Genomic DNA, 5,651 nt, shown 5'->3' on the forward strand with positions numbered 1-5,651 from the left:
GGCGCCTCGAGCGGGAAGTCCGCCTCCACGACCGTCGTCGCCGACGACGCGTCGAGCACGCACCGGGCCGCGTCCTTGGCGTAGACGAGCAGGTACTCGTGCGAGGTCGCGAAGCCCCGGCCGAGCTGGCGGCCCTTCGGGTTGAGGTTGACCACGACCTGCGCGAGGAAGTTCGTCTCGCCGTACACCTCGTCGAGGAGCAGTCGCAGGTGGGCGACCTCGTGGTCGTCGATGCTCACGAACAGCGCCCCGGTGGCGGCCAGCACGCGGTGGCCGGCCTCGATGCGCGGACGCAGGTAGGACAGCCACGCGGCGTGCCGTCCGGCCGGTCCCGCTCCGCGCGCGCCCCGGAAGTCGTCGTGGTAGGCGAAGTCGTTGCCGGTGTTGTACGGCGGGTCGAGGTAGAGGAGGTCGAAGGAGCCGTCGGGCAGGTCGGCGAGCACGTCGAGGTTGTCGCCCTCGGCGAAGGTGTTCCAGGGTGCTCCCGGCTCGGCCGCCACCGCCCCATCGTGGCAGGCTCGCCGGGTGGCGCGTCGTACCTTCTCCCGAGCCGAGCTGGAGTCCTTCCGCGACGCGGTCGTCCCCGACCTGCTCCCGAACGCCCCCGGCCAGGTCCTCAGGCTGCTGTTCGTCGGGATCAACCCGGGGCTGTGGACCGCGGCGACCCAGACCCACTTCGCGCACCCGGGCAACCGCTTCTACCCTGCGCTGCTGCTCGGCGGCGTGATCGCCGAGCGGGTCGACCCGGCCGACGGGATGACCGACGCCGACCGGACGATGATGCGCGAGCGCGGGATCGGGATCAGCAACGTCGTTCCCCGCGCGACCGCGAAGGCCTCCGAGCTGAGCGCCGAGGAGCTGCGGGCGGGCGGGGTCCGGCTCACCGAGCTGGTCGCCCGCGAGCGGCCGCGGGTGGTGGCGATCGCCGGGATCACGGCCTACCGCACGGCGTTCGGGCGACCGAGGGCCGTCCCCGGCCGGCAGCCCGAGGACCTCGCCGGCGCCGAGCTGTGGGTCGTCCCCAACCCGAGCGGGCTCAACGCCCACGAGACGGTGGCGTCGCTCGCGGCCGCCTACCGCGAGGTCGCCGTGGCGGCCGGGGTCATCTGACCGCGGCTCCCACCACCAGGGGGGCGATCCGGGCCGGCGGGCCCGGCATCCGCAGGTGCTCGACCTCGACGACCTCGAACGCGGAGTCGGCGAGCAGACCGAGGAAGTCGCGGTTGAGGCGGCAGCCGTCGGCGACGAGCCGCTGGATCGGCGTCGCGACCTCGTGCAACAGGCGCAGCGGCCCGGAGCCACGGACGTGCTCGTGGAACCAGAAGGTGCCGCCGGGCCGCACCACCCGAGCGAGCTCGGCGAGCGCGTCCTTCGGGCGGTCGAGGGAGCAGAAGACGAGGCTGGCCGCCACGGCGTCGAAGGAGGCGTCCTCGAACGGCAGGGCGTAGGCGTCGCCGTCGGCGATCTGCCAGGCACGGGCCCGGATGTCTCCGGTACGACGCTGCAGCTGCGCGCGCAGCCCGGGGTTCGGCTCCACCATCACCAGCTCGGTGACGGCCGCGGTGTAGTGCGGGACGGAGTAGCCGTTGCCCGTGCCGACGTCGAGCACCCGGCCCTGCGCGCGGGCCAGGTGCCGCTCCCGGATCGCCGACTGGCCGGCCTCCTCGATGCGCTGCATCATCTCGGGATACCAGCGCGCGAAGAGCCGCTGGCGGCGCGTTCCTGAGCCGTCGGTCATGGCGGTGAGGCTACTGACCGCCCGATCGCGGGAGTCAGGCGTCCTGCAGCAGCCCTCGCTGCTGCGCGCGGGCGACGACCTGCCGGACGCTCTCGACGGCGCCGCACCGCTGGTCGACGAGCTCGTTGCGCCGACGCGCCCACCTCGCCCCGAGGTCCCAGCGCACCCGCGTCGAGATCTCGGTGCGTGCCGGCTCGAGGAGGTGCAGCTCCTCCTCGGCGATGTGGTGGGCGACCACGTTGCTCAGGTCCTCCACGGCATCGGCGAAGCCCGTGGACTCGGTGCCCGCGATCTCGAGCACGACCAGCAGGGCCTCGTTGCTCTCCGCGTGCTCCTCGACGCCGTTGTCCACGTCGTGGTCGCCGATGTCCGTGGTCGAGCCGCGCAGCGCCGGGTAGACGACCTCCTCCTCCGCCGTGCCGTGGGCGACCAGCACGTCGGCGAAGGCGCGGCGTACGGCGTTCCGGTCGGCGGTGCCGAGCCTCAGCTGGGCCAGCAGCCGCTCGAAGCGACGGTGGTCGTCGCTGATCAGGTCGATGACGTCTCCCGACGCGGGACGTCCCAGGTCGATTCCCGAGGTCATGGCGAGGTCGGTACCCGCGGGCCCTCGAGGTATCCGTGCACCAGGGAGACGGCCGAGGCCCCCTCGCCGCTGGCCGACGCGACCCGCTTCATCGAGCCCGAGCGGATGTCGCCGGCGGCGAAGATCCCGGGCACGCAGGTGGCGAGGTTCTCCGGCGGCAGGCCGTCGACCCAGCACTCGGTCGGGACGTCGCGGCCGGTGAGGACGAAGCCGTGCTCGTCGCGCCGGACGTCGGCGGGCAGCCAGTCGCAGTGGGGCGCGGCGCCGATGAGCAGGAACAGCCCGCCCGCGGCGACCCGCTCCTCCTCGCGGGTGCGCACGTCGCACAGCCGCAGCCAGCCGAGCTGCCCGCTGTCGTCGGCGCCGCCGTCGACGATCTCCGTGCAGGGGCGGACGTCGATGCGCGGGTTCCAGGCGATCTCGTCGATGAGGTACTTCGACATCGTCGCGGCCAGGTCGTCGCGGCGGATCAGGATCGTCACGGACCGGGCGAAGCGGGCGAGGTGGACGGCGGCCTGCCCGGCGGAGTTGCCGCCGCCGACGACGTACACGTCGCGCTCCTCCATCTCGCGGGCCGCCGTCATCGCGGCGCCGTAGTGGACGCCGGCCCCGACCAGGTCCTCCAGGGTCGTGATCCCGAGGCGCCGGTAGGCGACACCGGAGGCGACGAGCACCGAGCGGGCGCGGACCTCCCCGCCGTCGGTCACCAGCGTGTGTGGCCGGCCGTCCGTGCCGGGACGCAGCTCGACGACGGGCCAGCCGGTGAAGAAGCGGGCGCCGAAGCGGATCGCCTGGATGCGGGCCCGCTGGCCGAGTCGCTGACCGGAGATCCCGCGCGGGAAGCCGAGGTAGTTGCGGATCATCGAGCTGGTGCCGGCCTGGCCGCCGATCACCTCGGACTCGATGACGACGGTCGACAGACCCTCGGAGGCGCCGTACACGGCGGCGGCGAGGCCGGCCGGACCGGCCCCGACGACGGCGATGTCGACCACCGTGTCGACCTCGACGTCGGAGGGCCGGCCGTAGATCCTGGCGCCGAGCTCGCGGGTGGAGGTGGGCATCAGCACGGGGCGGTCGGCGAAGACGCCGGAGGTCAGGTGCACGAGCGGGTACGACGGCGGGCCGTCGAGCCGCGCGAGCGCCTCCTCGCCCTGCGGACTGTCGGGGGGATAGGTGCGGTGCGGCATGCCCTGCCGGTCGAGGAAGTCGCGGATGGCCAGCGCCAGCGGCAGTCCCTCGGGCGTGATGATCCGCACCGAGTCGACCTCGGACGTGGCGACCGTCGCGCCCCAGTCGCTGAGCATCTCGACCACCGCGTAGTGGAACTCCTCGTCGCGCCGGCCCTGCGGCAGGACGAGGAAGGTGTCGAACTTGCCCTTCTGCAGGTAGGGCCGCAGCGAGGCGCTCTCCTCGCCGAACCTGTCGATCGGGATGACCACGAGCCGCCGCGCGGTCGGGACGAGGGAGCGCCAGTCGTGCATGGCGACGAGCATCTGCTCGTCGGGGAGCTGCGAGTCGGTGACGACGAGCGCGACCTGCAGCCCGCTCCGCCGGGCCTCCTTGAGGACGGCGTTGGCCTCGGCGGCGGTGCCGGCGGGGCGGACGTCGTACTCGCGCTCGTAACGGTGGAACTGCTCGGCGAGGACGTCGAGGTGGTCTCCGGAGACCAGGAGGATGACGGGCGGGGATGCCGGTGGGTTCACGCCGACAAGTCTCTCAGCGCGGACCTCGTCGATCGACGTACTTCCGCCGGAGGTACGCCCTACGGTGACGCCCGTGACGCGGTGGTGGGTGCTGGTGGCGGGCGTGCTCCTCACGGCGTGCGGTACGACGGCCGGCGACCCCGCTCCGGTGCGGACCCCGGAGGCGAGCGCGCCGCCGACCGACACGGCGCTCGCGCTCGCCGGCCTCACCGTCACCGACCGGCCGCGGCCACCGACCGACTACGACCGCGACGCCTTCGGCAGGCCGTGGGCCGACGTCGACGGCAACGGCTGCAACCAGCGCGACGACGTGCTGGTCCGCGACGCGGAGCCCGGGACGGTCCGCTCCGCGCACCAGGGGCGGTGCGACCACGACGTCCTGGCCGGGACCTGGACCGACCCCTACACCGGCAGGACGCTCGCCTTCGACGATCTCAAGGATCTTGCCCAGGCGCAGGCGATCCAGATCGACCACGTCGTCCCCCTCGCCGAGGCGTGGGTGTCCGGTGCGTCCTCGTGGGACGACGAGCGGCGCGAGGCCTACGCCAACGACCTCTCCGGCCTCCTGGCGGTCGACGGACCGGCCAACGCCGCGAAGGGCGCCGGCGACCCTGCCGCCTGGCGCCCCCGCAAGGCCTTCCAGTGCGCCTACGCCCGGCGGTGGATCGCCGTGAAGGCCCGGTGGGGCCTCACGGTCGACCCGAGCGAGGTGGCCGCACTGGAGGACATGCTCGGCTACTGCCGGGCCTCGGTCAGATCACCAGGTTGAGGGCCATCACGAACACCAGGCCGGAGACCGACAGGAGCGTCTCCATCGCCGACCAGGTCTTGAGGGTCTGCCCGACGCTCATCCCGAAGTACTCCTTCACCAGCCAGAAGCCGGCGTCGTTGACGTGGGAGAAGAACACCGAGCCGGCGCCGATCGCGAGCACCATGAGGGAGACCTCGCCGCCGGAGAGCTGCTCGGTCAGCGGGGCGAGCAGGCCGGACGCGGTCACGGTCGCGACGGTCGCGGAGCCGGTCGCGAGACGGATCAGGACCGCAACGAACCAGGCGAGCACCAGCACGGAGATGTTGGAGTCGGCGACCCGCTCGGCGACGATCGTGCCGATGCCGGTGTCGACCAGGGACTGCTTGAACCCGCCGCCGGCGGCGACGATGAGCAGGATGCCGGCGACGCCCGGCAGCGAGGACTCGAGCGACTTCGCCACGCCGTCGCGGCCCATGCCGCGGCCCAGGGTGAACATCCCGACCACGACGGCGAGGGCCAGCGCGATGAGCGGGGTGCCGAGCACGTCGAGGGTACGCCGCAGCGGGTCGGTCGCGTCGTCGATGAAGATGTCGGCCAGCGCCTTGCCCATCATCAGCACGACGGGCAGCAGCACGGACGCCAGCGTGATCGGGAAGGACGGGCGGACCGGCGCGTCCTCCTGGTCGGTCGCCTCGAAGCGGTGCGGCGCCTCGACGATGACGTACCGGCCGACGAGGCCGAAGACGGGGCCGGCGATGATCACGGTCGGGATGGCGACGGCGACGCCGAGGGCGAGGGTGGTGCCGAGGTCGGCGCCGAGGTAGTCGATCGCGGTGAGCGGGCCGGGGTGCGGCGGCACGAGGCCGTGCATGGCCG

General features: G+C 73.2%; 7 protein-coding genes. 2 read left to right on the top strand and 5 right to left on the bottom strand.

What is annotated here, in order from left to right; genetic code table 11:
- The coding region (locus FHP29_RS22485) for a DNA methyltransferase (RefSeq protein WP_240044293.1) at positions 1-500 on the bottom strand (500 nt) is incomplete at its 3' end.
- A 25-nt stretch (positions 501-525) separates the two neighbouring features.
- On the opposite strand from FHP29_RS22485, the gene FHP29_RS03895 reads away from it, so the two are divergent.
- Positions 526-1,110 (top strand): mismatch-specific DNA-glycosylase, encoded by a 585-nt coding sequence (locus FHP29_RS03895; RefSeq protein WP_139621544.1) that lies wholly within the window; start codon positions 526-528, stop codon positions 1,108-1,110.
- Here FHP29_RS03895 and FHP29_RS03900 read toward each other — a convergent pair.
- Genes FHP29_RS03900 through FHP29_RS03910 form a run of 3 tightly spaced genes read right to left on the bottom strand, consistent with a single transcriptional unit; the run spans position 1,103 to position 4,024 of the window.
- A complete protein-coding gene (locus FHP29_RS03900) occupies positions 1,103-1,738 on the bottom strand; it encodes a class I SAM-dependent methyltransferase (protein WP_139621545.1) in 636 nt (211 codons plus the stop codon). The two genes, FHP29_RS03895 and FHP29_RS03900, sit on opposite strands and share 8 nt — an antisense overlap.
- 34 nt (positions 1,739-1,772) lie before the next feature.
- Positions 1,773-2,321, bottom strand: coding sequence for a hemerythrin domain-containing protein (locus FHP29_RS03905; protein WP_139621546.1), 549 nt, complete (start codon positions 2,319-2,321; stop codon positions 1,773-1,775).
- Positions 2,318-4,024: an NAD(P)/FAD-dependent oxidoreductase gene (locus FHP29_RS03910; protein ID WP_139621547.1), complete on the bottom strand. Its 1,707-nt coding sequence runs from the start codon at positions 4,022-4,024 to the stop codon at positions 2,318-2,320. The genes FHP29_RS03905 and FHP29_RS03910 overlap by 4 nt, the downstream gene beginning before the upstream one ends.
- Before the next feature lie 73 nt (positions 4,025-4,097).
- Between FHP29_RS03910 and FHP29_RS03915 the strand changes: the two genes are divergently transcribed.
- Entirely contained in the window at positions 4,098-4,793 is a 696-nt protein-coding gene (locus tag FHP29_RS03915; protein WP_139621548.1) for an HNH endonuclease family protein, read from the top strand.
- Here FHP29_RS03915 and FHP29_RS03920 read toward each other — a convergent pair.
- Positions 4,777-5,651 (bottom strand): GntP family permease (locus FHP29_RS03920; RefSeq protein WP_240044294.1); only part of this gene is annotated, 875 nt, incomplete at its 5' end. The two genes, FHP29_RS03915 and FHP29_RS03920, sit on opposite strands and share 17 nt — an antisense overlap.

This window comes from Nocardioides albidus (genome assembly GCF_006335005.1).
In the GTDB taxonomy this organism is placed as follows: domain Bacteria; phylum Actinomycetota; class Actinomycetes; order Propionibacteriales; family Nocardioidaceae; genus Nocardioides; species Nocardioides albidus.